Raw genomic sequence first — 26,854 nt, forward strand, 5'->3', positions numbered from 1 at the left:
ACCTAGAAATTAGACAAATGGCAAGACATAATTTTAAAAAATTAAAGGTTTGGCAAGATGGTATTGAATTTGTGAAAGATAGTTATAACCTAACAAGAACTTTCCCTGATTTTGAACGATTCAATCTTGCAAGTCAAATGAACAGATGCGCTGTATCCATACCTTCAAATATTTCGGAAGGTTCCAGCAAAAGTACTGACAGACACTTTAAAAAGTTTTTAGAAAATAGTCTTGGTTCTGCCTTCGAATGGGAAACACAATTAATAGTTTCATTTAACGAAGGATATTTAGATAAAAACGATTTCAAAGCATTAGAATATAAAATACTACAAATTCAAAAAATGTTAGGCAAGTTTATTGATAATCTAAGCGATTAGTCTAAACTCCAATCATCTAGATTCTAGATTCCAAAATAATATATAAAACTATGAACAAACAAGCATATATAGTAAAAGCATACAGAACAGCCGTAGGAAAAGCGCCAAAAGGTCTGTTCCGGTTTAAGCGCCCAGACGAACTGGCTGCCGAAACCATCGAATACATGATGAAAGAGCTTCCCCAATTGGACAAAAAGCGTATTGACGACCTTATCGTGGGAAATGCCATGCCCGAAGCCGAACAAGGCTTGAACATGGCTAGGCTTATCTCTCTAATGGGACTGGACATTGACGATGTGCCCGGGGTGACCGTGAACCGGTATTGTGCATCCGGATTGGAAACCATTGGTATCGCTACGGCCAAAATCCAATCAGGAATGGCAGATTGCATCATAGCAGGGGGAGCGGAAAGCATGAGCTACATTCCTATGGGAGGTTACAAGCCTACCCCCGATTACGCAACGGCCAAGGAAGGCCACGAAGACTATTATTGGGGAATGGGCCTGACTGCCGAAGCGGTTGCCCAACAATTCAAGGTTTCCCGAGAAGACCAAGATGTTTTTGCCTACAATTCGCACATGAAAGCACTAAAAGCACAAGAAGAAGACCGTTTTCAGGACCAAATTGTTCCTATTGAAGTAGAACACACCTTTGTGAACGAAGCAGGTAAAAAGGAAACAAAGAATTACACCGTCAACAAGGATGAAGGACCCAGAAAAGGCACCAACATCCCCACCCTGAACAAATTAAGGCCTGTTTTTGCCGAAGGAGGTAGCGTAACCGCAGGAAATTCATCTCAAATGAGTGATGGAGCTGCCTTTGTTATGGTAATGAGCGAGGAAATGGTCAAAGAACTCAATTTGGAACCCATCGCAAGATTGGTCAATTATGCCGCAGCAGGTGTAGAACCGAGGATTATGGGAATAGGCCCCGTAAAAGCCATTCCAAAAGCCTTAAAACAAGCGGGGATGAAGCAGGACCAAATAGACCTTATTGAATTGAACGAAGCTTTTGCATCACAATCGTTGGCCGTTATCAGGGAACTTGGCCTAAACCAAGACATTGTAAACGTAAACGGAGGAGCTATTGCACTGGGGCACCCATTGGGATGTACAGGCGCCAAACTATCAGTTCAGCTTTTTGATGAGATGAGAAAGCGCGACATGAAAGGCAAATACGGTATGGTCACCATGTGCGTGGGAACTGGCCAGGGTGCCGCGGGGATATTTGAATTTTTGAACTAGACCAAGAGTCAAGAGCCAAGAATCAAGACTATGGGAAGACATAATTTCAAAAAACTCAAGATTTGGCAAGAAGGGATGGTTTTGGTTAATGAAACATATAAAATGAAGGGGGAGTTTCCAGATATAGAAAAATTCAATCTAGTCTCCCAATTGATTCGTTGTGCTGTTTCAATCCCTTCAAATATTGCGGAAGGAACGAGCAAATCGACCAATAAGCATTTCAACAAATATATAGAGGATAGTCTAGGCTCTAGTTTTGAGTGGGAAACACAGCTGATTGTTGCCTTGAACCAAAAATACATTTCCAAAGAAAAATTTGAGCTTCTAGAACATAAAATTCAACAACTACAAAAAATGATTTCAAGGTTTCAAGACGGGTTGAAATAAGTCCTGATTCTTGTCTCCTGAATCTTAAATCTTATAAAAAATGAGCACAGAAACAACAAACAAAGACATTTTAAGGGGAGGTCAATTCTTGGTCAAGGAGACCAAATGTGAGGACGTGTTCACCCTTGAGGACCTAAATGAAGAACAAAAAATGATGCGCGAAAGCACCAAGGAATTTGTAGACCGAGAGCTTTGGGCGCATTGGGAACGCTTTGAGAAAAAAGACTACGCATACACCGAGGAATGCATGAAAAAAGCAGGCGATCTTGGCCTGTTAAGTGTTGCCGTACCCGAAGCTTACGGAGGTATGGGAATGGGATTTGTTTCCACCATGCTGGTCTGTGATTACATTTCAGGTGCTACGGGATCTTTTAGTACCGCATTTGGAGCGCATACCGGAATTGGAACCTTGCCCATTACATTATATGGAACCGAAGAGCAAAAACAGAAATACGTGCCCAGATTGGCCACTGGTGAGTGGTTTGGAGCCTATTGCCTAACAGAACCTGGAGCTGGTTCCGATGCAAACTCCGGTAAAACCAAAGCTGTTCTATCGGACGACGGTAAATATTATAGCATCACAGGTCAAAAAATGTGGATTTCCAACGCTGGATTCTGCAACCTGTTCATTGTTTTTGCCAGAATCGAAGATGATAAAAATATTACCGGGTTCATTGTGGAGAACGATCCGGAAAATGGAATCAGTCTTGGTGATGAAGAAAAGAAATTGGGGATTCACTCCTCCTCTACCCGTCAAGTATTCTTCAGCGAAACCAAAGTTCCCGTTGAAAATATGTTATCCGAAAGGGGCAATGGATTTAAAATAGCCATGAATGCCTTAAATGTGGGCAGAATCAAATTGGCTGCTGCCTGTTTGGAAGCACAACGCCGCGTAATCAACGAAGCTACTAAATATGCCAACGAGCGTATTCAGTTTAAAACTCCGATTATAAACTTTGGTGCTATTAAGGCCAAAATTGCAGACATGGCCACCAACGCTTACGTGGATGAAGCTGCATGTTACCGTGCCGCCAAAAATATCGAGGATAGAATCGCTATTCGCGAAGCCAGTGGAAATTCACATCAAGAAGCAGAACTCAAAGGTGTGGAAGAATATGCAATTGAATGTTCCATTTTGAAAGTGGCCGTATCAGAGCATGTTCAGCACACAACGGATGAAGGGATACAGATTTTTGGGGGAATGGGCTTCAGCGCCGATACTCCAATGGAATCCGCATGGAGAGATGCCCGTATTTCCAGAATTTATGAAGGAACCAACGAGATTAACCGGATGCTTTCCGTAGGCATGTTGGTTAAAAAAGCCATGAAAGGCCATGTAGACCTTTTAGGTCCTGCTACTGCCGTAGGTGAAGAACTGATGGGCATACCATCTTTTGAAACACCTGATTATTCTGAGTTACTATCAGAAGAAAAAGACTTATTGGGCCGATTGAAAAAAGTATTCTTGATGGTCGCTGGTAGCGCCGTTCAAAAATTTGGACCCGACTTGGAAAAGCATCAAATGTTATTGATGGCAGCATCCGATATCCTGATTCAAGTATATATGGCGGAATCAGCTATCCTAAGAACAGAGAAAAACGCAAAACGCTTTGGTGAAGAAGCCCAGGCAACACAAATAGCCATGACCAAATTATATTTGTACAGGGCAGTTGACATCATCCAACAAAAAGCTAAGGAAGGTATTGTTTCCTTTGCCGAAGGTGATGAGCAGCGTATGATGTTGATGGGAATTAAACGCTTTACCAAGTATACAAACCAACCCAATGTAGTGAAGCTTAGAACGCAAATTGCCGACAAAGTTGCTGCAGATAATGGGTATACCTTTGACTAATTCAAATATCTGTTGGGATAAAAACCCACTTGGATTTGAAAACGCCCCGGTCGGGGCGTTTTTTATTAGACGCTTTTCTTGATGTACTTATGTCAGGTCGAGCGCTGTCGAGACCAATCGCAAACTCAGGTTTTCGCAAGACCTCTCAACTGCGCTTAAGGTGACAATTATTTTATGCAAAACTTTACTTGATGGATTCCAATATTTGCTCGTCCTTCTGCTTTTTGGAGAAGTTGATGGCGCATTCAATTAGTGCCAAATGCGAGTAAGCTTGCGGGAAGTTACCCAACAACCTTTTTGTTTTAAAGTCGATATCCTCGCTAAACAGTCCCAAATGGTTACTGTAGCCCAATAAACGCTCAAACTGTTCCAAGGCCTTTTCTTCCTCTCCTATCTTAAACAATGCATTGATAAACCAAAACGTACAAATGGTGAATGATGAGGAAGGAAGTCCAAAATCATCTTCGTTTTTATATCGGTACAAAAGACCATCATTACTAAGCCCATCTTCTATAGCTTTGACAGTATTTACATATTTAGGGTCGCGCGCATGAATAAAACCATAAGGTTCCATTAAAAGTACCGAGGCATCCAAATGGCGGGACCCATAACATTGTACAAAGGCATTGATATCACTGTTCCAGGCATTTTCATGGATATCTTCCTTAATTTCCTGCTCAAGGGCCGTCCAGCGTTCCAGTTTTCGGGTTTTACCGAACATTTGGGCCACTTTTATTGCACGGTCCAAAGCTACCCAACACAACACTTTGGAAAAAGTAAAGTGTTTATCATCTCCGCGGAATTCCCAAATACCTTTGTCCGGCTCTTTCCAGTGTTTGCCAACAATCCAAACAATTCCTTTGGTAATGCTCCATAATTCCTCCACATTCTCAATATCGTTGCTAAAGTTCCTTAACTGCTCATAAATCACATCCATCAAAATGCCATAAATATCATTTTGACGTTGTTTGTAAGCCGCATTACCAACACGAACAGGTTTGGAGCCTTTGTATCCATCAAAATGATCCAAGGTCTTCTCTGTTAATGTTTTTTCCTTGTTGATACCGTACATGATTTGGAGTTTTTCATCCTTGTCGGGCATCAAATCAATAATAAACTGGAGATAACGCTTGGCCGAGTTTTTATGTCCAAGTTCCGAAACCACCTTGATTACCATGGATGCATCACGAATCCAGCAAAAACGGTAATCCCAATTCCTAACCTCACCAATGGTTTCGGGCAAGGATGTGGTCGCTGCCGCCAAAACCGCGCCCGTCTTGTCGTAGGTCAACATTTTTAGGGTTATGGCGCTCCTAACAATTTCTTCTTTAAACTTTTTGTAGTCTGGTGTCTTTGCAACCCAATCCAACCAATATACCTTGGTGCGTTCCAGTTCCAGCCCCATTTTATCGGTGGTCGGCATCAATATTTTTTCGTTGTAACGAATCAAAAAATATCCGTCTTCCTCCAAACTTATCTCCTCGCCACCCAAAACGCGTTCCTTATCAAAAGATGTGTACAGGAACAAGGTATCATATTTTAACTTATGGGTAAGGCTGGCAATAAAATCCTCTTTTACAAAATGCTTGGTTGCACCTAACCCATATTCCAATTTAGGGTCATATTTTACCGTGAATTTTGGTGCACCAGAAACATATTTTACATAGCGGATAATCTCTGGCTGCGCCATGTACTTCCCATGCATTTTATGATGACGGGGCATAAAGTCGTGCAACTCAAAAATATTATCCCCATCGGTAAAGCGTGTGATCAAAATCGCCGTGTTGCGATAATATTCCTGTTCAATGGTATAATCCCCCTTGGGATGAATTTCAAAACTGCCGCCTTTTTGTTCATCCAACAGCTTTGCAAATATCGATGTTGAATCGAATTGTGGCAGACAGCACCAGTCTATGGAGCCTTCTTTGGAAATCAATGCCGCACTCCTGCAATTTCCTATAATTCCGTAATTCAAATTGTCCATAGGTCAAAAATTCTCAAAAGGGTTAGAATGAATTGGTTTTGCGCTCGAATTTCCCGAATTTTAAAGAAACAAAAAATTAAAATACGTCAAAAATCATCCTTTTATGGGCAAAACTATCATAATCTCAAATCGATTACCCGTTCAATTACAAATTAGCAACGGAACCCTTAATGCGATTCCAAGTGTTGGAGGTTTGGCTACGGGGATGAAATCCGTACATAGCGGAGGCGAAAGCCTTTGGATAGGTTGGTCCGGATTAACGGACGAGGACACACCCAAAGAACTGGAGAGTGATATTGACAGCGCCTTAAAGGAACATGGTTGCGCCAAGGTAAAGCTCAATTCCGATGAAATTGATGGTTTTTACTACGGTTTCAGCAATAGGACCATTTGGCCCCTGTTCCATTATTTTTTGAAATATTCCGAATTTGAACTGAATTATTGGGACACCTATAAAAAGGTAAACCAGAAATTTGCCGATGCCATTATAAAAAATTCGGACGAGGACGACACTATTTGGATCCATGATTACCAATTGATGCTAGTTCCACAAATGGTGCGCGAAAAGCGTCCCGATACCACAATCGGATTCTTTTTACATATTCCCTTCCCCTCTTTTGAAATATTCCGAACATTGCCTTGGCGTGATGAAATTTTGGAAGGACTGTTGGGCTCTGACCTTATAGGATTCCATACCTACGATTACGAAAGACACTTTTTAAGCTCAGTTCGAAGGCTTATAGGATTGGATGTAAGTTTCAACGAGATTTATTTGGACAATCGGGTCATTAAAGTGGATTCCTTCCCTATGGGAATAGATTACAAAAAATTCAGGGATGCTGCAATCTCGCATGAATCCAAAAGCCAAGATGAACGAAGTGATCTTCAGGTCAGGCTGGATAACCACAAAGCCTCGGCCCCAGATACCAAGCTCATCCTTTCCATAGACCGATTGGATTATAGCAAGGGCATTGCAAAACGTATCAATGCTTTTGAGTACTTCCTTCAAAAATACCCCGAATACAAAGAAAAGGTGAGGTTGATCATCTTAGCTGTGCCATCTCGCTCCAACGTACCTCAATATCAACTGCTAAAAAAAGAGGTTGACGAACTGGTCGGAAGGATCAATGGGGAATTGTCCACCATAAATTGGACCCCGATCTGGTACTTCTACCGTTCCTTGCCATTCGAAAGCTTGATCGACCTTTATACTTCCAGCGACATTGCATGGCTTACACCGCTCAGGGACGGAATGAACTTGGTCGCCAAAGAATATATCGCCACACGAACGGACAAATCCGGAGTACTTATTTTAAGTGAAATGGCCGGTTCCGCATACGAAATGAACGAAGCCCTGTTGATCAATCCCAATAACTTTGAGCAACAAGCGGATACCTTAAAAAGAGCCTTTAACATGCCTATGGAGGAGCAAGTTTCCAGAAACACTTTTTTACAAAAAAGATTGGAACGCTACAATGTGGAGGTCTGGGCGAATGAATTTATGAACGCCCTAAAAGAAAATAGGGATTTGGGCCAAGCCTTTATTTCCGAAAAAATGTCGCCACAAATCCTTATGTCCATTGAAGAAGCTTATACAGCATCGAAAAAACGCTTGTTGTTCTTGGATTATGATGGAACCTTGGCCGGCTTTCACAAAGACCCCCAACAAGCTTCCCCGGATGAAGAATTATATGAGCTATTGGACGAATTGCACCAGCAAAAGAACACCACTGTATTTTTAATAAGCGGAAGGGACAAAGAAACCTTTGGCCGTTGGTTTTTGCCCAAAAAATATAATATGATCGTAGAACATGGGGTGTGGATTTCCAGAAACGGCGATGACTTTAAGTTGCTGGAACAAGTTAAAAGTGGATGGATGAGCAAAATAAGACCAGTTTTGGAATCTTTCGTAGATAGAACCCCTGGCTCCTTTATCGAGGAAAAAAATTATTCCCTAGCTTGGCATTACAGAAACACCGATCCCGATTTTGGTACAAAAAGAGCAACAGAACTCAATACTGTTTTACGTAGTTTAATCGGGAATGACGATATTAGCGTTTTGAACGGCAACAAGGTCATGGAGGTAAAAAGCAGCAATGTAAACAAAGGTAGGGCCGCCACGAGAATGTTGAGTGAGGATGATTATGACTTTGTATTTGCTATAGGTGATGACTGGACGGATGAATTTATGTTCCAAGAACTACCCGATTCAGCGGTTACCGTGAAAGTAGGACTCAAGAAAACACAAGCCAAATACCATGTGGAAAACACCAAAAGAGTACGGCAACTTTTAAAACGTTTTACAAAACAATGACACGAGGTTTTTTTTTGATTTGCTTATTATTGGTAAGCGCTCTAGGCTGGGCGCAGACTGATACGGAGGTCTATCTTTTTGACCTTAAAGTGAAAAATGGAAAACCAACCCTGTCCAATCCAAAAAATATTTCCAACAATCCCGGTTACGACAACCAACCCTCTTTTTGGGATGATGATTCTGTTTTGTTTGCCTCAACAAGACAAGACCAAACAGATGTTCTTCAATTTAATGTGAATGAGGGCAGTACCTCTTCTTGGTTGACCTATACCACGGCAGGAAGCGAATATTCTCCCCTTCGCATCCCTGGTAAAAATGCCATTTCCGCAATTCGGTTGGATTTAGATGGCCTGCAACGCTTGTACGAATATGATTTTGAAACAAGCGAATCGACCCCGATCACAGATGTAAAGATTGGATACCATGTTTGGTTTAACGACCACATTTTGGTAGCTACTGTTTTGATGGAAAATCGAATGGACTTAAAAGTCATAGACCTTGAAAAAGGGACACAACAAACCGTTCAGCAAAACGTAGGACGTTCGTTGCATAAAATACCGGGTACGGATCTTATTAGTTTTATAAGCAAGAAGAAGATTTGGGAAATAATGTCTTTGGACCCCAAGACGGGTGAATCAAAGAAAATAGCCAACACCTATGCCCAAGAAGAAGATATTTGTTGGTTGGATAAAAACACCATCATCACCGGAGCGGGTAAAATGCTTTTGACAAAGAAACTAAGTTCAGATGCTGATTGGGAAACCATCATTGAGTTTCCACAAGAGGAAATCAATAACATTAGCCGTATTGCTATCAGCCCAAACAGTAAACGATTAGCATTTGTTGCCGAGGAATCGCCTGCGAAAATCATTCAAAAACAAGTAAAAGCCTTTAATAGCCGAGATTTAGATGGATTCGCAGCCTGCTTTGTAGATGATGTACTGGTCAGCCGTTTTCCCAATGAGAAAATGTATCAGGGCAATATCACAATGAGGGACAACTACGAACGCTTCTTCGAAAACGTAAAATCTTCGAGCGTAGAAGTGGTGAACCGCATCATCCTCGGAAACACCATAATAGATGAGGAAAAAACCAAAGTAGATGGCAGGGACGGACACCAAGTCGCCATCTATAAAGTGGAAAATGGATTGATTACCTCCATGACCTTTATTTTCCCCGATGGGCCCTTGACCGATGCCGAAAGTATTGTACAGGAACAATTGGAAGCATACAACAATAGGGATATCGAGGCTTTTGCCGATACTTATGCCAATGCGATTGAGCTATATAATTTTCCACAATCGCTTAATCTAAAGGGTAGATCCAAACTTACACAACGGTACGGTTCCTTTTTTGAGAATACCCCGGATTTGCATTGTGAAATACAAAACAGAATCGTGATCGGAAATAAGGTGATTGACCATGAATCCGTAACCGTTAACGGAATGGTTGTAAAGGCCATTGCCATTTATGAAGTGGAAAATGGCGAAATTGCCAAGGTTACATTCATCAAATAATTTTTATAGCATTTTAAACTAACTAAATCTCACAAAAATGAAAAAAGTACTTACGCTCTTATTGTTAACCATCACATCCATTGGTTTTTCCCAAACCGATACCCGGATGTACGACATCATCAATTCCGTATCGGTGGATCGTATTGAGAGTGATGTGACCACCCTCGTTAATTTTGGCACAAGGCACACCTTGAGCGATACCGTTTCACAAACCCGAGGAATTGGTGCCGCAAGGAGATGGATTAAGTCAGAATTTGACAAAATTTCTTCCAATTGTGGAGACTGTTTGGAAGTGTTTTATCAAAAAAACCTGATTGAAGAAGGGGATAACGCCCGGATAGTCAAAGATGTTGAAGTTGTAAACGTAGTAGCGATTCAGCGTGGAACCAAGTTTCCGAACCGCTTTATTATTATGAGCGGTGATATTGATTCACGCGTAAGCGATCCAACCAATTACACTTCCGATTCTCCTGGAGCCAACGACAATGCAAGTGGTATGGCGGGCACCATTGAAGCCTCGCGAGTGCTCTCCAAGTATAAATTTAAAAGCAGCATCATTTACGTTGGTCTTTCGGGTGAAGAGCAAGGACTTTATGGAGGAAAAGGCTTGGCTGCTTACGCTAAGGAAAAAGGCTGGGACATTGTGGGTATCCTCAACAACGATATGATTGGAAACATCACCGGTGTGGACGGTGTGGTGAGCAATAGGGATTTTCGCATATTCTCGGAACCCGTTCCACCTACCGAAACCGAACAAGAGCGAAGAGCAAGACGTTTTTATGGTGGCGAAGTAGATGGTATCTCCCGCCAATTGGCCAGATATGTGTACAAAACCACAAAGACCTATATGCCCGAAATGAACCCCATGATGATTTACCGATTGGACAGATTTGGACGTGGTGGTCATCACAGACCTTTTAATGATGCAGGATACGCAGGCATTCGTATTATGGAGGCCCATGAAAATTACACACAGCAGCATCAAGATATTCGTGTAGAAGATGGCATCGCCTATGGTGATGTGTTGGAACACGTAAATTTTGAATATGCCAAAAAACTCACAGCGGTCAATGCCATTAACCTAGCTTCTATTGCATGGGCTCCGCCAGCTCCCGAAACCGTTGAAATTGGTGGTATTGTGGAACCTAGCGCCAAACTAAGATGGAGCAAGGTGGATGGGGCCGTTGGCTATAAAATCTATTGGAGGGATACCACCTCACCCACTTGGGACAATTTTAAATATGTTGGCGATGTTAACGAACATACCTTGGAAGGCGTAGTTATTGATAATTACTTCTTTGGAGTGGCCGCTGTTGGTAAGGATGGGCACGAAAGCCCAGTGGTTTTCCCAAATAAAGTTTTTAGATAAGATTTTAACACATGTAACAATTTAAATGTCATTCCTGCTGACCCCTGAGCGAAGTCGAAGGGAAGCAGGAATCCATCAAGTGCGGAATGGCAAGTTTTATCAAAAAAGGTGTAGAAACTGAACATACCACAATGCAAGCATATATCTGCAATTTAAACAGGATTTTATTTTTAACTAAACATAAATATGAAGCAAACTTTTTTTCTAATTTTCCTATTGGGGTTGAGCATTGTATCTGCACAAAATTTTACTAAACAAGACACTTTAAGGGGCAGCATAACTCCAGAAAGGGAATGGTGGGATTTGAACTACTACCACCTCAACGTGAAGGTGGAACCCTCCAATAAGTTTATCTCGGGGCACAATGTTGTTCGGTACAAGGTTTTGGAAGAGGCCAAAATACTTCAAATTGACCTACAGGAACCCATGAAAATTGAATCCATCACACAAGACGGTAAAAAATTAAAATACACTTCTGCAGGAAACGCTCATTTCATCAAACTAAAGAAAAAACAGATCCCCGGTGAGTTCAATGAACTAAAAATAGAATACTCAGGGCATCCTAGAGAAGCAGTAAGAGCTCCTTGGGATGGAGGTTTTTCTTGGAAAGAGGATGGCAGTGCCAACCCTTTTGTCGCTACATCGTGCCAAGGTTTGGGTGCCAGTGTTTGGTGGCCAAACAAGGATCACATGTACGATGAGGTGGACAGTATGCGGATAAGTGCAACCGTTCCCAAAGATTTAATGGATGTGTCCAATGGACAATTGGAAAGTGTTGAGGACAAGGGTGATTTTAAAACCTATAATTGGGTGGTGAAGAACCCCATCAATAACTACGGGGTCAATGTAAATATCGGGAATTACACGCATTTTGGAGAAATGTATGAGGGCGAGAAGGGCCCGTTGCAACTGGATTACTACGTGTTGCCCAATAACTTGGAAAAAGCCAAAAAACAATTTGTCCAAACCCCAATGATGCTCAGAGCTTTTGAACATTGGTTTGGCCCCTACCCTTTTTACGAAGATGGTTTTAAATTGGTGGAAGTGCCTTATTTGGGTATGGAACACCAAAGCTCGGTTACCTATGGTAACAAATATGAAAATGGTTATTTGGGTCGGGATTTATCGGGCACCGGTTGGGGTCTACAATTCGATTTTATTATTATCCATGAGGCAGGACACGAATGGTTTGCCAACAACATTACCTACAAAGATGTTGCCGATATGTGGGTACACGAAGGGTTTACGGCCTATTCCGAAAATCTGTACCTCGATTATCATTTTGGTAAAAAAGTATCTGCCGAATATGTTATCGGAACACGTGCCAATATCCAAAACGACCGTCCTATCATTGGACCTTATGGAGTAAACAAAGAGGGCTCGGGAGATATGTATTACAAGGGTGCCAACATATTGCACACCCTACGCCAATTGGTGGATGATGATGAAAAATGGCGTCAAATATTAAGAGGGCTCAACAAGGATTTTTATCACCAAACAGTGACTACCAAACAGATTGAGGAATATTTAAGTGAAAAATCGGGAAAGGATTTATCCGCTTTCTTTGATCAATATTTGCGTACTACCCTAATTCCAAAACTGGAATATAAAATTGAAGATGGCTCTATTACCTATCGATATGTTGATGTGGTAAAAGATTTTGATATGCCCATCAAAATAACTGTAGATGGTTCGGAGAAGCGGTTATTTCCCAATACCGAATGGAAAACTGAACAATTGGAGGGAACCAAAATTGTTTTTGATAAGAACTTCTACATCGAGACCAAAAAGATGTAGTCCGAAAAACTTTTACTAAAACAAAGAGGCTGTCTAAAATGTCGATTTTCGTCAACCTGAACTTGATTCAGGTTCTCATAGTGATTTGTTAATCAGTATGATGAGATTCTGAAATAAATTCAGAATGACGTGTTTCAATACTTTTTAGACAACCTCTTTTATAGTTGCTATATAGCGGTGTTCATTAGTTAAACTGTACCTGTGTCAGTGCAAAAGGGCTTCCCCCCTCACCTTCAGCTTTGTAGGTAAGGTATAGCTCAGGTTGTACTCCATCGGTTTTTTCAATGGGTATTACAATAGCTCCTCCTTGGCCACTGAGACCATCAGGATTAAGTTGTCCTGTTCCGAGGACTTCGCCATCAGGTGCTCCAGCCCTTAACTCCATGGTATAGCCTATACTTGGAGGTTCTTGCCATCCAACAATGGCCATCAATCTACTTACACCTGTCAAATCTGTGTTTTCTATTTTCAACCATCCTTCGGCAGCGTTTAAAAGTTGCAATTGCATTCCCCCAAAGGTCATTGCTTGCATACCTTCCGTAGGCGTACCCTCTGGAAAAATCATGGTATTACTGGCCAAAACAACCGTTTTTGAGCCTGTCAATGGCAACGCTTCCGCTGTTCCTTGGTCGGTATAACTAGCTGTCAGCAAAAATACTTCTCCATTCTCCTTTGTCTCTGGCCTTACTGTACCGGTTAAGGGGAGTGATGGTTTCTTATTACCGCCACCTGTTAAGGATTGAATGTACTGGGTAATTTGTCTTGCCTCCATTTGAGTGACATTAGGGTGGGCAGGCATTACTACTTCGCCCCAGACACCGGAACCGCCTCCAATAATTTTAGCCATTAAATAGTTGGTAGCACCTCGGTCGCCCTTGTACTTCTCCGAAACTTCAAGATAGTTTGGTCCAATCGACGCCTCTTTTTCCTTGTGGCATGATTTGCAGTCCAAACTTTGCGTCAACGCTTTGCCCATTACAGCACCAGATACTTGCTGGTGGCCCAAATTCATGTTGACCTCGTCCATACCGGAACGATATTCTACCGAAACATAAACATTATCCTCATCAACTTCACTGTCCGCATCAGAGACCGAAACCTTGTAGCCGATTGGTTGTCCTGGTATATAAAATGATGAATTTGCCTGATCCAATTCAATATCCACTACAGGTCGCTCATTACCCGCAACTATGGTTTGATCAAGGCTCGAAACTTCTTCGCCTGCTGTATCTTTAGCTGTTACATTAAGTTTATAGGAACCTGCATCTTTGTACGTATACGTTAAAGTGGGTTCCGTGGTCTCCTGGGTAGTTCCATCTCCCAGATCCCAAACATAGCTCATGCTATCACCTTCTCGATCGTGGGCTTCAACAGTAGCTGTAACTGTAAGTGGCAGTGAACCGGAATCATTATTCACAATAAAATTGTCTATTACAGGGGCTCGGTTGCCTCCATTATATTCAATATAGCTCAAACCACTGTCTGGGTTTGCAGAGAACCAACCACTTCCGTATTCCAATAGGTAAACGCGTCCATCGGGACTCATTTCCATATCAATCAAATTGCTCAATTCGATGTCTGGGGCAAAAGGTTCCATTTTATTCACCGAACCGTCTTCAAAAAGATGAATGGCCATCATCCAACCCCTCATCCAATCATAGATGATTACTTTTCCATCGTAGTAAGAAGGTAAACCACCGCCATTGGGGTATAAATCTGACCAATAGGTTGGTCCTGCCATGGCGTTTCTTCCTCCCGAACCTGTTTGAGGGAAATCTTGGCTTTCTCCATAATGATAGTATGCATAAGCTGGTTGGGCAGGAGGCAATTCTTTTAAACCTGTATTGTTTTTGGAGTCGTTGATTGGTTTCTCTGGGTCGAAAAACCTTCCGGATTCCCCAGTTTCATAATTATACTTGCTATAGGCAAAATTATCTCCGATAAACATGGGCCAACCGTAATTTCCGGGCTCACGGGCCTGGTTCATTTCATCATATCCTCTTGGGCCACGGGTCGCCAAACTATCCACACGGGCATCAGGTCCAACATCGCCCCAATACAGGTATCCACGTTTTAAATCTACCGAGATACGGTACGGGTTACGATGTCCCATGGTATAAATTTCTGGTCGTGCTTTTTCTGTGCCTACAGGGAAAAGGTTGCCTTCGGGTATGTCATAACTTCCATCTTCGTTCACCTTGATTCGAAGAATTTTACCTCTTAGATCATTGGTGTTTGCAGAGGAACGTCTAGCATCATATTGCTCCTTTCCCGGTATATCGTTCAAAGGTGCATATCCACTGTTCACATAAGTAGCCTCTTTATCATCAAAAGGTGTTGAGTTATCTCCGGTTGATAAATATAGATTTCCATCAGGCCCAAAAGCAATGGAACCTCCTGTATGGCAGCATATTTCACGTTGACTATCCACTTCAAGAATAACTTGCTCTGAATCCATATCAAAATTGCCGTCCTTGAACTTAAAACGGGATAGACGGTTGATCCAATTATCACCAGTAGGTGCATAATACAGGTAAATCCAATGATTTTCTGCAAAATTTGGGTCTTTTTGAAGCCCCATTAAACCTTGTTCTGCATTTACTCCTGGTGTTTCCAGTGTTTTATGGTATACATCCAAAAAGGCAACTTGGCTGATTTCTTTGGTCTCATCGGAATACAACATTACTTCTCCCCTACGCTGTGCAATCAACACATCATTGTTTGGTAGTACTGTCATCTCCGTAGGCTCAAAAAATTGTCCCGTAGACAATGTTACTTTACTGAAACGATCGGCTTCGGGTGGTATTTGAGATGTTGCCTTGGCATAATCCAATTCAAGATTTTTACCAATGGCATAGTTAATACCGCCAAGTACATGTTTTAGGAAGAGTTCCTCGGTATAACTTTCGTCCGTATGTCCTGCTGCGGTGTAAAACGCACGGCCACCATCAAACTCATGGTACCAGGCCATTGGATGATAATCCCCGTTTTCCCCACCTTCGTAGGTGGACTCGTCCACGGTCATCAAAACATTGATGCCATCGTAAATATTTTTGTAGTTGTACAATTCATCGCTACGGTGCCAAACGGAATCTGTAAAAAATTCTGTAGATGGGTGGTTTTTATCTTTTATGATAAAATCCGCCTCTGGTGTTCCTGCTGGATGACTCAAGAATTGAGCACCTACCAATTTGTTGTACCAGCCCCAATCGTACTCGGTATCGGCCGCTGCGTGAATGCCCACATAGCCTCCTCCAGCTTGAATGTAACGCTCAAAAGCTGCTTCTTCACGTGCATTGAGCACATTTCCTGTTGTACTTAAAAACACGATTGCGGAATACTGAGCCAAGTTTTCGTCGATAAATAATTGGCCGTTTGTTGTAGTGTCAACAACAAAATTGTTCTCTTGGCCCAATTTTTCAAGAGCCGCGATTCCTGATGGGATAGAAGCATGTTTAAATGCCATTGTTTTTGAAAAAACCAAAAGCTTTGGTGGTCCTTGGCGTTTTTTCTCACACCCAACAAGAACAAAAAGTAGGCATAACGCCCCTAAAATGTAATTCTTCATGTGCATTAATAATTGTTGTAAAATCTTAAAGTTTAGTTTTGGCAATTAGCTAATAGCTAACTATGTGGCAATATAATTACTATTTTGCTGAAAACTGGCCTCTATTGTCTCAAATTGTAAAAATAAACGGATTCGTTGTAATTCAACGATATTATAACTCTATTTCAAACGGTTTATCATGCTTTCTTACAAATTGAGGCACCACTTTCATAAACAGTCTTCGTTATTTGTCCTTACCGTACTTTTTGTGATAGACCCATGCTGCTACTCCCCCAACTAATGCAAAAGCGCTCAACATCCAGAATACATTTTGGTGTCCTAGTTCCTCACCAGGGTGTGCATCCAACAACATTCCGTATGCCGGACCCGCAAAGACATCGGGGGTATAGCCGATCAAAGAAATGAGTCCGACAGCGGTTCCCGTTAATGCCAACGGTATTTTACCAACATGCATTACTCCGAAATACAGGGCTCGTATGCCATAAACCCCTGCTGCAATCACAACTACCGATATAAAAAACAAGAGTGTGGTTGTTGGGGCTATCATGCCACTGGCAAAGAGCAATCCTCCTATCAATGCCAAAACAAAGCTTACCACTAACAGCCATGTAATTTTCAATCTATCCGCGATCAAACCAAAAAGAATGCCTGTGGCAGGACGAAGAAATTGCAGTAGGGTTCCGACTTTGGCGGAATCCACTTGATTGTACAACATGACTTCTTCGGCATATTGCGAGATGATATCCGTAATCTTGTAACCTACGTAACCACACAGTATAATTACCATGAGCAGCCAAACCGAAGGTAATTTAAGCACTTGTTTTATATCTTTCCAAGAAATGCGTTCAAGAATGATGTTCTCATCACTTTCTGTGGTTTTCATGAAAAACCACACTAAAACTCCTACCAAAATGATGATAATGGAGGCTGTATAGAGAACATAAGTGAACGCTTTTTTGCGATCATCAAGATCGGCAAGATGGGGAGACTCCGATAAAAAAAACGAAAAGACCACTACGCCCATCAAACTGAACAGGGCACCTGTTAGTCCCCGTCCGCCATCGAGAAAGCCAAAGGCTTTTCCTTGGGAATCGGTTCCTCCCCAAATTCTTGTGGCCTTGATCATGGGTGCCCAAAAAAGGAAAATAGTGGTAAAGCCCCACCAACCGTATAATATTTGGAGCACCCAAAATGCTGGATAGTGAGCAAACACAAACCCACCCAAAGCGGTCATCCACAAGGCAATGGCTATCAATTTTTGGGGTTGATATTTATCTGCCAAAGGCCCACCCAGCACATAAGAAACCATCGCTACCAAACCGTACACCGAAAAGCAAAGCCCCAACTGAACATTGTCCAACTCCAAAACATCCAAGACAGTGGGTCTAAAAACGCGTGGCAATACAAAAGGAAGGATAAAGATGGCCTCACCCGAAAGAATCAACAATAATAGATAGAACCAACTTGGTTTTGTTTCGTTCAAAACTAGGATTTGGATAAAAATCACCAAAAAACTGGAAAAACCCAAAAGCATGAAGAATAAAAAATCGGGTATCTTTAAGGTTTCAAAAATCAACCCTAAATGACCCGACTACTTTTTTTATCTCTCCTACCAATTTTTGTAAGCTGTAAAAAGGAAACCACCAACCATTACGATTTGGCAATCACCAATGCACAGGTCATCCATCTGGAAACTGGAAAAGTTGAACACCAGAACATTTTTATTTCCAACGGTAGAATTGAAGCGATCGAAGCAGTTGGCTCAAGTAATTTTAAAGCTGATTCCACCATCGACGCCTCTGGAAAGTATCTACTGCCCGGGTTTTGGGACAACCATATCCATTTACGGGGCGGGGACACTTTGATGGCAAACAACAAGAATTTTTTAAAATTATTTATTGCCAACGGCATTACCACGGTTCGTGATGCAGGTGGGGACCTTACCCATTCTGTTATGGAATGGAAAAACAAAATCGCTTCGGAAGAATTGATCGGCCCTACGATTTTTACTGCAGGCCCTAAAATTGATGGTCCAAAAGCCACTTGGGCGGGCTCTTTGGAAGTTGAATCGGAAGAAGATGTTGTACAGGCTTTGGATTCACTTGAAGCCTTGAAAGTAGACTTTGTAAAAATTTATGACAGCAGGATTTCTCCTAAAAACTACTTAAAAGCCATCGAAGAAGCCAAAAAAAGGGGATTCACCGTATCGGGCCACATGCCGTTTACTGTTACTCTGGATGAAACCATTAATGCCGGAATGGATGGCATTGAACACCTCTACTACATAATGAAGGGGAGTGCCAGCAATGAACTTGAAGTTACCAAAAAAATGAACAATGGCGAAATGGGCTTTTGGAATGCCATGCCCGCTCTTTTGGATGCTTATTCAGGTAGTACCGCGCAAGCGACTTTTAATAAATTAAAAGAAAACGATGTTTTTGTGGTGCCAACGCTTCATATTGGAAAAACATTAAGTTATTTGGATGAGGTTGACCATACCAAGGACAAATACCTTAAATACATGGGCAAGGGAATAATTAAGACCTATCAAGGCAGAATTCGATCAGCATTAAATTCATCTGAAGAAGCTAGGGAAAATCGTAAAAAACTTGATACATTCTTTGGTAAATTGGCTAAATCACTTAACGATGCTGGGGTTCTGCTATTGGCCGGGTCGGATAGTGGAGCGTTTAACTCCTACACTTATCCCGGCATATCTTTGCATAAAGAGTTACAGGTAATGGTGGAAAACGGAGTATCGCCATTGGATGCACTTCGCACCTCAACCATGAATGGCGCTAAATTTTTAAACCAAACCAATGATTATGGAGCTATTTCCAAAGGAAAAGTTTCAGACTTGGTTATTTTGGAAGCCAACCCGTTGGAAGATATTGAAAACAGTCAAAAGATTTTTGCAGTAATCAAAGGAACCCAAGTATTTTCTAAAAGTGAGTTACAAGAATTATTGAACAATGCTGTAATTGAATAGTATCTTTTTGAATTAACGCAATTCCTTTACACTATTTAAAGATCAACGTATCGTATTTGGTATCTTTAGCATTTCATTTTTTTAAACCTATTATATGATCAAAAAATTAGCAACCCTTTTTATCTTATTTGGATTATTAACCGCAAATGCCCAACAACCCGGGGAGGATGAAATGGGTGCCTGGTACATGTATTTTGGCACCAACAAAGTTTCGGAACGCTTCAGTATTCACACCGAAGCCCAGTTCCGATTTTACGAAAGCACCAGCAACTTTAACCAGATGCTTCTGCGAACCGGGCTCAATTATCATATAAATCCAAATGCCATAGCTACGGCCGGTTATGGTTATATTGATACCGACAATACCTACTTTGAGCTCGAAGGTGAGATCAACTCCAAAGAACATCGAATTTTTGAGCAGTTTATTCTAAAGAATAAAGTTTGGGAATTTCTCTTTGAACACCGTTATCGGTTAGAACAACGTTTCCTGGATTTTGGCGAGACTACCGAAACCCAGCATCGGGCACGTTACCGTATTCAGATGACCTTGCCCCTTACGAATACTTTTTTCTTGAATTTCTATGATGAGCTTTTTATTAACCTCCAGGATGATTTATTCGGTCAAAACCGACTATACGGAGCTGTTGGCATACACATTTCGGAGAACAGTAGTGTGCAGCTGGGATACCTGAGAAACCAGTTTGCCAATGCCGTTTATAACCGATTACAGTTCGGGGTTTTCTACAATCCGGATTTGAGGGGACTCTTCAAAAAGAAGAAACCTTAAAAATGTTTGACAGCAGTACATATAATCCCTAACTTATAGGCTAATCTTTAAAACAATCATTTTAATGAAAAAAGTTCAAATAACAGTCCTGGCGCTACTATTTATAACGGCCTTTAGCTGTAAACAAGCAAAAAAAGAAGCCCAAGAAACAACGGAGGAAGTTGAGGAAACCGTTGAACAAGTGGCTGAAAAAATCGACCCACAGGTCATTACTTTCTCCATGGAACCCAAAAGCGATAGCAATGTAAGTGGTGAAGTCGTTTTTACCCAAGATCAAGGCGAAGTAATCATGAGAGCTACTTTTTTAGGACTTGACGAAGGTGAGCATGCCATTCACCTACACGAAAAGGCCGATTGTTCTTCTGCCGATGGAAAATCAACCGGAGGACACTGGAATCCAACTTTTGAAGAACACGGAAAATGGGGTTCGGAAGATGGTTACCACAAAGGTGATATTGGTAATTTTACCGCTGATGCCGATGGGAACGCTACCGTAGAATTTTCTACGGACGAATGGTGCATTGGTTGCGGCGATGAGAAAAAAGATATTTTAGGAAAAGCGGTAATCGTTCACCAAGGTGTTGATGATTACACATCGCAACCTTCAGGTGCCGCAGGTGCAAGAATTGCCTGTACCGGCATCATTCAATAATATTGAAATAACAACAATGCAAAAAGCTGTCCAACCGGACAGCTTTTTTTGTTGACCACCCTTTAAATATTGTCTAACTTGGACCTAAATTTAAAATAACCAGGATGAAAAAATTTCAAATTGCTGCATTAAGCCTATTACTGGTAGCCGCTTTTAGCTGTAAGCAAACAAAAAAAGAAGAAGAAAAAACGGAAGAAACGGTTGCCAAGACCTATAGCATCGTAGAAGATTCTACCAATGTTAGGTTTACTGCCTATAAAACTACAGATAAAGTTCCCGTGGGTGGAACCTTTCAAGAAGTCGAATTGACATACAATTCTGGCAAAACTCCGATAGAAACATTGGACGGGCTCGAGTTCTCTATTCCTGTAAGCAGCCTTTTTACCAATGACCCAACAAAGACAAGAGATCCAAAAATCATTGAATTCTTTTTTGAGAAAATGGCAGAGACCCAATCCATTACAGGTAGGTTTGCTTTTAAGGATGATAAAAGTTGTACGGTTAAACTAAGTATGAACGGTGTATCCACAGAACTTCCCATGGAATATGAAATCACGGATGACAATCATGTAAATTTCTCGGGGGTTATGGACTTGAAGCAATGGAATGCTTTGGATGCCCTGGCTTCTTTGAACGAAGCTTGCAAAATATTACATACTGGTTCCGATGGCGTGAGCAAAACTTGGGAAGATGTTGCTATCGAAGGTTCTGTTTTATTGGAGCAGAAATAAGCAATAGCTTTTCAACAAAGATTTATGAAGAGGGCTGCCTAGAGCAGCTCTTTTTTTATATATTTAACCAACTTCAATGGATCTGGACAACCTCATACAACAATTTCAGCAAAAAGACACGGTCGCTTTTGAGACCTTGTACAATATGTATGCTGAAAATATATGTGGGGCAATCAATGTAATTGTCAAAGATCCCGAGCGGTCCCAAGAAATTTGTCAAGATGTATTTGTGAAGATTTGGGAGAAATCGAACCAGTATGATGCGTCCAAGGGACGCTTTTTTACTTGGTTACTGAACATTGCACGGAATGCCGCAATCGATGAAGTGCGCTCAAAGGCCCACAAGAACAAAAAAAAGAACCTTCCCGTTGATTCTCTCGTAGGTATTTTTGAAAACGGCGAAGATTTAAACAGTAAAATGGACACCATTGGTCTTCAATCTTTATTAAAAGGATTGAAAGAAAAGTGCATTTTATTGATAGATATGCTTTATTTTAAGGGATATACCCAGAAAGAAGCGGCCAAAGAGCTCAACACGCCAATTGGCACCATAAAAACAAGGATAAGAAGCTGTATTTCGAACATTAGAAAAAATATGGCATAAGCATGGATGTAGAAGAATACATAGCGTCTGGAATATTGGAACTCTACGTTGCTGGAGCACTGTCCCCCGAAGAAAATTTGGAGGTGCAGCATTATGCCATTCAGTACCCCGAGATCAGAAAGGAAATTGAAGCGATTGAAAGAGCCATCCTTGAACTTACCGAAGCCGCTTCGCCAAAAATGCCACAGGATGGGTTTGCAAAGGTAAAAGCTGAAATAAACGATGTTATTCCATTTACTCCACAAGCCACTTCAAGCAAAGGGACCTCATGGGGCAGTTATTTGGGATGGGCAGCATCCATACTATTGGCCATTGGATTGTTCTGGATGTACATGGAAAATTCCAAACTCAAGTCCGAGATAGAGCTTACCAATCAAGAAAAGCAAAGCTTGGAAGATATCCTATCCAATACCCAAGAAGAAATAACTTCCAAGGAAACCTTATTGCAAGAGATTCGAGATAGAAATGTGGCCGTAGTAGCTCTTGGCGGACAAACGGTATCCCCTGAATCTTATGCAAAAGTGTATTGGAACAAGGAAGAAAACAAAGTAATCATCGATGCGCAGGGTCTTCCCGAACCTCCGGACGGGTTCACCTATCAGGTTTGGTCCTTAAAATTGGACCCCCTCACCCCTACCAGTCTTGGATTGTTGGATGGTTTTGCTTCGCAGGATACCAAACTCTTTACCATGGAAAACGTCAACGAATCGGAAGCATTCGGTATTACTTTGGAACCTGAAGGCGGTAGTGAAACCCCAACGCTGGAACAATTGTACACCTTAGGAGCAGTTGGTTCCTAAAACCATTTTTTCCGTTTAAAAATGATAATGGAGATTATGGTAACAACAAGCATCACGCCCAACAATATAAAATAACCGTAGGGCCATTTTAATTCGGGCATATTTTCGAAGTTCATACCATAAATACCGGCCAAAAATGTAAGTGGAATAAACACTACCGAAAAAATGGTCAAAGTTTTCATCACTTCGTTCAATCGGTGTCCTTGCACACTAAAAAACAAGTTTATTTGACTTTCCAACTCCATAATATCGGAATCGATGTCAGTAATCAATCCATTGATCTGTTCCCTGAGCTCACTAAAATACTTGGTCTGAAATCCCTTTACCTCTACCCTTTCCAACTTAACTACAATGTCTCTTAGTCCGTGTGAGGCTTTTTTAAATTCTTGTATCAATGCTTTTTTCTGTTCCACTTCGAACATAAATTCCGGTGTAGGCTCACGTTTTACAATGGCGTCCAATGCATTTTCCATTATCACACTTTCCTCATATTTATCCTTATAGTTGTTTATCAAGGTTTCCAGAATAAAGAAAAGGAGGTAATCCGCCCGTTTTTTTCTGATGATTCCCTTGTTTTCGAATATGCGTTGGCGAATCCAATCAAAATGGTCGCCCCGTTTTTCTTGTATGCACCAATTAAAATCCTTGGACACCACAAAATACATTTGTTCGGATTCCATACCATGCCCTTCGGTTTTTAGGATTTGGGCAGCAATAAACAATTGGTCTTCCAATACTATGACCTTATTGCCCATTTTTGGGTTCAACAACAATCGTAATAAAAAATCATCCAGGCCATTGCCACCAACCATTTGTCTAAACTCCTCCATGTACTCCAACCCATAAGTGTTTACCCAGGTGATGGATTTATCTCCTTTGGAAAGTTGCATATCTTCCTGTAAAGAGAATTTACGGTTGTAGTAATTATCCGGTGAGTAATTTATTACCCATGAATTTTCTTCAAATTCTGTTATCATGGCTTAAAAAGTGAAAGGGTTTATTCGTAGTTTAGGACTATAAGTTAAACCAAATTTACTAAGAACCATTATGATCGATCCTATGTCCTTTAAATCAGAGATTTTATTCACTATTGTTCTTTTGGCCATCATCATAGCCCTCAATTCGTTGAGCAAAAGAGCTATTAGGCGTTTTGGCAAGACCAGTTCCATTGATATGAACAGTAGGAAAATTATTTTTTACTTGAGCAACTTGCTGTATTATTTAGTGGCATTCGTAGGGATTTCGTTGATCTGGGGGGTGAACTGGGAAGATTTTTCTGTGTTTATATCGTCCATCCTGGCCATTCTGGGAGTTGGGTTTGTGGCACAATGGTCCATTTTGTCCAACTTAACGGCCAGTGTTATATTGTTTTTTAACCATCCATTGCGTTTGGGTGACAGAATCCGCGTAATGGACAAAGATTTTGATTGGACTGGAAAAGTAGAGGATATCAGTGGTTTTTACCTTTTTATGCGCACTGATGATGGCAAACAAATAACAATACCTACCAACTTGGTCATTCAAAAAGGAATAGAAATATTAAAAGAAGAAAAATCGGAACCCGACTTAAGTGCCGATAAATAAAACGCCATGGCTTTGCAACCATGGCGCACCTAAAAACAACAAACAAGCCGAGACCATGGCGATCTCCAACCTAGGTTCTTAAGGGAAAGCTTAAAGACTAGCGATTTGAGCCTCTTTAACAGGCCCTAGTTCGTACGCTGCCTCCATTAGCTCTTGCTTTAATTCACTTACTCTTTCTTTTTTGCCATTGGCCTTGTAGATTTCTGCCGCTTGGTGAAGAATGGCCGGCTCATACGTGGCACCGATTACGTGCTTTTCTATAACCCCCATGGCCTTTTGTTCCTCTCCCAAATAAAGTAAGCTATATGCCAACCACCCGTAAGACTCTGGCGTGGGCCTGTTGTTCACTTCTTCCTGTGCCAGTTTAAATGCACTCTGTTCCACATTCATGCTCAATAAAAAATCTACGTTATGGGCATTGTACATATCGCCATAATCTTTGTTGTTATCCACAACCCTATAATAGTTTTCCAATGCTTGGACTTTGAGCATATCATCATTTAAAAAGGAGGCCACTTCGGCTTTCAACAGATAATATTTGGGAGATTTGTTCTTTTTCATGATGGAGTCCAATATCCTGAGAGCCTCGGCACCATTTCTTTCGTGTGAATATACTATCCAAGCTATACCTTTTTTGGCGTATGCATTTTGAGGATCTATTCGGAGTGCTCTTAGGTATAGGTTATAAGAATCTTCAATTCGCCCTGCATGTCCATAAAAATCGGCAAGATTGGTATAGGACCACAATAGCAAATCTTTGTTTTTGGATGATTCGGCCTTAGCCGTGGCCTTTTCCATAAATTGAATGGCCGTATCCAAATCTCCTTTGTGATCGTTCCATTTTGCAACACGGATCAAATAACCAAAGTCGGACATATTCTGGATGCTATCCAAATATTGGTTGGCCAAATCATAATTGCCCAATTCCATGTGCAGGTCAAACAGCAAACGCTGTGTTTCGTTTACGCCACTTCCCAAAACCCTTGCTTCTTTGGCCAACTCCAATGCTTCTTTAAATCTGTGTTGGGAGATATAATTCCTGGCAAGAGCTCGTAAATATCCCGATTTGCCCACAGCAGCGATTTCCACGGCTTTTTTAAGGGGTCGCTCGGCATCTTTTAAATATTTGATGTCTCCGGTTCCTTTAAAAAAACGGCTGTACTCACTGGCTACATTGCCCAAACTGAGCAATTGCATACTATCGGATTTGATCTTGTTATCCCATAGCTGAAAATATTTGGATGTGGTCTTTACAGGTTCCGATGCCAAAAAGTGATCGTAATCCTGTCTGCTCGTTTTGAATTCAGTTTCTTCCTGCTGACACGATACCAAAAACAATAGGGCAAGTGGCAGAAAGATATATTGTATTGTAGTTTTCATCTTGTTGTTGTTTTTAAAATTAAATAAGGGGCTGTCTAAAATGTCGATTTTCGTCAACCTGAACTTGGTTCAGGTTCTCATAACAATTTGTTTATTATGATGATGAGATTCTGAAATAAATTCAGAATGACGCATTTCAATACTTTTCAAACAGCCCCAATCCTTTTCATAGCAATTACTCGGGTGCTCCCAAATAGGGAAATGTAGTTGAAATATTGGCCGTAAGCCCAACACCATCAGATGTCAATCTTGGCAAATCGGCCATACCGTCGTCATCAAGGTCTTGACCGCTAAATCGGTCACCTTCCATACCTCCAAAGAATAAAATCAGCGATACATCTATGATGTCATCGTTTGGGTGTCTTCCAGTTAGAGCCACCTCATCCCCGTCGGGTACCAACACGTTGCCATCATTATCAAGGTCGGTGCCTGGATTAAAGTATGTTGTAGGAAGGTCAGGAGCTACTTCCAAAACATCTGCCGCCAAAACAGTAGTTAGAGTTGCGGCATCCAATCCTAGAATATTGTTCTCATAATTCACATCGGCAGGGTCCAATCCCAGTTTAAGGGCGTACACATCGTGGTATTGCTCCAATCTTGCTTGGAATCCCGCTTGGAACGCTGCACTCATTTCCGAAGGAATTGTGGTATTGTGGGCATCTTTAACGCTTGCCTCACCCTCCATATCAAAACTCAAGGTGGTGTTTATTCCAGGACGACCTAGGTGGTCTACCTGTGCAAATGTTCCTGTAAAATCGGCTCCCATCATATCATCGTCGTCGTCCATCATATCATCATCCATCATCATATCATCGTCCATCATCATGTCGGTTCCGTTGTCATCATTGCTACAGCCAACCACTAGGCCAAAGCTCAGCACAAGGGCTGTTATGTATATTGATTGTCTTAGTTTCATAA

21 protein-coding genes are annotated in these 26,854 nt (G+C 41.4%); 15 read left to right on the forward strand and 6 right to left on the reverse strand.

What is annotated here, in order from left to right:
- The first annotated feature begins 17 nt into the window (after positions 1-17).
- Genes MURRU_RS00485 through MURRU_RS00500 form a run of 4 tightly spaced genes read left to right on the forward strand, consistent with a single transcriptional unit; the run spans position 18 to position 3,860 of the window.
- Positions 18-377, forward strand: coding sequence for a four helix bundle protein (locus tag MURRU_RS00485; RefSeq protein ID WP_014031441.1), 360 nt, complete (start codon positions 18-20; stop codon positions 375-377).
- Positions 378-427: 50 nt separating this feature from the next.
- Positions 428-1,621, forward strand: a complete 1,194-nt coding sequence (locus MURRU_RS00490) for an acetyl-CoA C-acyltransferase (protein ID WP_014031442.1) — start codon at positions 428-430, stop codon at positions 1,619-1,621.
- Between the two features lie 30 nt (positions 1,622-1,651).
- On the forward strand, positions 1,652-2,008 hold the full coding sequence (locus tag MURRU_RS00495; RefSeq protein ID WP_014031443.1) for a four helix bundle protein: 357 nt from the start codon (positions 1,652-1,654) through the stop codon (positions 2,006-2,008).
- 40 nt (positions 2,009-2,048) lie between these two features.
- Positions 2,049-3,860, forward strand: coding sequence for an acyl-CoA dehydrogenase family protein (locus MURRU_RS00500; RefSeq protein ID WP_014031444.1), 1,812 nt, complete (start codon positions 2,049-2,051; stop codon positions 3,858-3,860).
- 184 nt (positions 3,861-4,044) lie between these two features.
- Here MURRU_RS00500 and MURRU_RS00505 read toward each other — a convergent pair whose 3' ends face one another.
- On the reverse strand, positions 4,045-5,844 hold the full coding sequence (locus MURRU_RS00505) for a glycoside hydrolase family 15 protein (RefSeq protein ID WP_014031445.1): 1,800 nt from the start codon (positions 5,842-5,844) through the stop codon (positions 4,045-4,047).
- Between the two features lie 103 nt (positions 5,845-5,947).
- On the opposite strand from MURRU_RS00505, the gene MURRU_RS00510 reads away from it, so the two are divergent.
- The 4 genes from MURRU_RS00510 (at position 5,948) to MURRU_RS00525 (ending at position 12,841) form a co-directional block, all read left to right on the forward strand.
- Positions 5,948-8,158 (forward strand): bifunctional alpha,alpha-trehalose-phosphate synthase (UDP-forming)/trehalose-phosphatase, encoded by a 2,211-nt coding sequence (locus MURRU_RS00510; RefSeq protein WP_014031446.1) that lies wholly within the window; start codon positions 5,948-5,950, stop codon positions 8,156-8,158.
- Entirely contained in the window at positions 8,155-9,675 is a 1,521-nt protein-coding gene (locus MURRU_RS17240; RefSeq protein WP_014031447.1) for a nuclear transport factor 2 family protein, read from the forward strand. Before MURRU_RS00510 ends, MURRU_RS17240 begins: the two co-directional genes overlap by 4 nt.
- 37 nt (positions 9,676-9,712) lie before the next feature.
- Positions 9,713-11,044 carry a M28 family metallopeptidase gene (locus MURRU_RS00520; protein WP_014031448.1) on the forward strand — a complete coding sequence of 444 codons (1,332 nt, stop codon included), beginning with the start codon at positions 9,713-9,715 and terminating at the stop codon, positions 11,042-11,044.
- Between the two features lie 186 nt (positions 11,045-11,230).
- Positions 11,231-12,841, forward strand: coding sequence for a M1 family metallopeptidase (locus MURRU_RS00525; protein WP_014031449.1), 1,611 nt, complete (start codon positions 11,231-11,233; stop codon positions 12,839-12,841).
- A gap of 184 nt (positions 12,842-13,025) precedes the next feature.
- Here MURRU_RS00525 and MURRU_RS00530 read toward each other — a convergent pair whose 3' ends face one another.
- Positions 13,026-16,415 (reverse strand): ThuA domain-containing protein, encoded by a 3,390-nt coding sequence (locus MURRU_RS00530; protein WP_313777677.1) that lies wholly within the window; start codon positions 16,413-16,415, stop codon positions 13,026-13,028.
- A gap of 217 nt (positions 16,416-16,632) precedes the next feature.
- Positions 16,633-17,892, reverse strand: coding sequence for an MFS transporter (locus MURRU_RS00535; RefSeq protein ID WP_041801687.1), 1,260 nt, complete (start codon positions 17,890-17,892; stop codon positions 16,633-16,635).
- 99 nt (positions 17,893-17,991) lie between these two features.
- Between MURRU_RS00535 and MURRU_RS00540 the strand changes: the two genes are divergently transcribed.
- The 6 genes from MURRU_RS00540 (at position 17,992) to MURRU_RS00565 (ending at position 22,972) form a co-directional block, all read left to right on the forward strand.
- Positions 17,992-19,398: an amidohydrolase family protein gene (locus tag MURRU_RS00540; protein ID WP_014031452.1), complete on the forward strand. Its 1,407-nt coding sequence runs from the start codon at positions 17,992-17,994 to the stop codon at positions 19,396-19,398.
- Between the two features lie 94 nt (positions 19,399-19,492).
- A complete protein-coding gene (locus MURRU_RS00545) occupies positions 19,493-20,185 on the forward strand; it encodes a DUF2490 domain-containing protein (RefSeq protein ID WP_014031453.1) in 693 nt (230 codons plus the stop codon).
- A gap of 64 nt (positions 20,186-20,249) precedes the next feature.
- Complete coding sequence (locus MURRU_RS00550) at positions 20,250-20,837, forward strand: superoxide dismutase family protein (RefSeq protein WP_014031454.1); 588 nt, start codon at positions 20,250-20,252, stop codon at positions 20,835-20,837.
- Positions 20,838-20,941: 104 nt separating this feature from the next.
- Entirely contained in the window at positions 20,942-21,568 is a 627-nt protein-coding gene (locus MURRU_RS00555; RefSeq protein WP_014031455.1) for a hypothetical protein, read from the forward strand.
- A 76-nt stretch (positions 21,569-21,644) separates the two neighbouring features.
- Complete coding sequence (locus tag MURRU_RS00560) at positions 21,645-22,172, forward strand: RNA polymerase sigma factor (RefSeq protein WP_014031456.1); 528 nt, start codon at positions 21,645-21,647, stop codon at positions 22,170-22,172.
- Between the two features lie 2 nt (positions 22,173-22,174).
- On the forward strand, positions 22,175-22,972 hold the full coding sequence (locus tag MURRU_RS00565; protein ID WP_014031457.1) for an anti-sigma factor: 798 nt from the start codon (positions 22,175-22,177) through the stop codon (positions 22,970-22,972).
- Here MURRU_RS00565 and MURRU_RS00570 read toward each other — a convergent pair.
- Positions 22,969-23,949, reverse strand: a complete 981-nt coding sequence (locus MURRU_RS00570) for a CorA family divalent cation transporter (RefSeq protein ID WP_014031458.1) — start codon at positions 23,947-23,949, stop codon at positions 22,969-22,971. The genes MURRU_RS00565 and MURRU_RS00570 overlap by 4 nt on opposite strands.
- Before the next feature lie 70 nt (positions 23,950-24,019).
- Between MURRU_RS00570 and MURRU_RS00575 the strand changes: the two genes are divergently transcribed.
- Entirely contained in the window at positions 24,020-24,556 is a 537-nt protein-coding gene (locus MURRU_RS00575; RefSeq protein ID WP_014031459.1) for a mechanosensitive ion channel family protein, read from the forward strand.
- Positions 24,557-24,646: 90 nt separating this feature from the next.
- Here MURRU_RS00575 and MURRU_RS00580 read toward each other — a convergent pair whose 3' ends face one another.
- Both MURRU_RS00580 and MURRU_RS00585 read right to left on the reverse strand, forming a co-directional pair.
- Entirely contained in the window at positions 24,647-25,936 is a 1,290-nt protein-coding gene (locus tag MURRU_RS00580; protein ID WP_014031460.1) for a tetratricopeptide repeat protein, read from the reverse strand.
- A 175-nt stretch (positions 25,937-26,111) separates the two neighbouring features.
- Complete coding sequence (locus MURRU_RS00585) at positions 26,112-26,852, reverse strand: DUF4331 family protein (RefSeq protein WP_014031461.1); 741 nt, start codon at positions 26,850-26,852, stop codon at positions 26,112-26,114.
- Positions 26,853-26,854: the final 2 nt, after the last annotated feature.

It is taken from the genome of Allomuricauda ruestringensis DSM 13258 (assembly GCF_000224085.1).
Lineage (GTDB): Bacteria > Bacteroidota > Bacteroidia > Flavobacteriales > Flavobacteriaceae > Flagellimonas > Flagellimonas ruestringensis.